We start from the raw sequence: 1,065 nt of genomic DNA, 5'->3' as shown, positions 1-1,065 counted from the left end.
CATCTATGTTTCCCAAATCAACCATCAAGCCACAACTGCCCCAGCCCCAAGTGACCGTTACACTCGGGGCTTTCTGACGGGCAGACCAAGGGTGTTCAGTTTGTTGATTGCACCAACATACGCCATCACTTCCCCGACCTGACCGTTGTAGGTTCGCAGACTGATTTTGCCCGTCATCAACTGCTTGAACCGATACATCGCCGTTTCCGCCAGCGAGCGCCGATGATACCCCGATATCTTCTTCCAGTGCACCAGCCCTTCTTTGCGCATCACCAGCACGGCTTCATTTCTTGGGTGCCCCTTTTTCCAGAGCCCAGCGTTCTTGCGAGGCGGGATACAGGCTGTCGCCCCTTTACGCAAGATAAGCTGATGGCTAGCTTTGCTGTCATAGGCGCCATCCGCATAAACACGTCCCAGCTTGCGCCGCAGTGGATTGAGCAGAGTCGGCAGCACCTCGGCATCATGGACATTGTCCAGCGAGACTTCCGCCGCCACGATATCGTGGGTCACCGGGTCTACCGCCAGATGTAACTTGCGCCAGACTCGCCGTTTCTCAGCGCCGTGTTTTCTGACCTTCCACTCGCCTTCACCAAACACCTTCAGCCCGGTTGAGTCGATAACCAGGTCGGTAATGCGCCCCTTAGGGGGCTGCCGATAGGCCACCTTCACTGTGCGTGCCCGCTTGCTGACACAACTGTAGTCCGGTGCGCACAACGGCACATTCATCAACTCGAACAGGGAGTCGAGTAGTCCCTGAGTGGCCCGCAGAGTGAGGTTGAAAATCCCCTTGAGCATCAGGAAGGTACAGATGGTCTGGTCAGTGTCAAGCTGGCTGCGGCCCCGCCGCCCATGATGGTCGTGGTGAAACCAGTTGCTCATGGCCTCGGCATCAACCCAGAAGGTGAGTGAACCACGGTTAATCAGAGACTTGTTGTATTTAGGCCAGTTGGTGATGGGGTGACGCAACGTGCCCATGATGCAAACTTGAAGAGGATGGTGGTGATCAGATCACCAAGTCCTCAGTTAGTTCCATTCAAGCTGCATCGATTTGGGAAACATAGATGG

The 1,065-nt window shown here is 55.5% G+C and carries 1 protein-coding gene; it reads right to left on the bottom strand.

The features are described from left to right. Positions 1-57 precede the first annotated feature (57 nt). Positions 58-975, bottom strand: a complete 918-nt coding sequence (locus BN1115_RS18535) for an IS5 family transposase (RefSeq protein ID WP_042658318.1) — start codon at positions 973-975, stop codon at positions 58-60. Positions 976-1,065: the final 90 nt, after the last annotated feature.

The organism is Aeromonas allosaccharophila (assembly GCF_000819685.1).
In the GTDB taxonomy this organism is placed as follows: domain Bacteria; phylum Pseudomonadota; class Gammaproteobacteria; order Enterobacterales; family Aeromonadaceae; genus Aeromonas; species Aeromonas allosaccharophila.
This window is presented reverse-complemented; position numbering and strand designations above follow the sequence as displayed.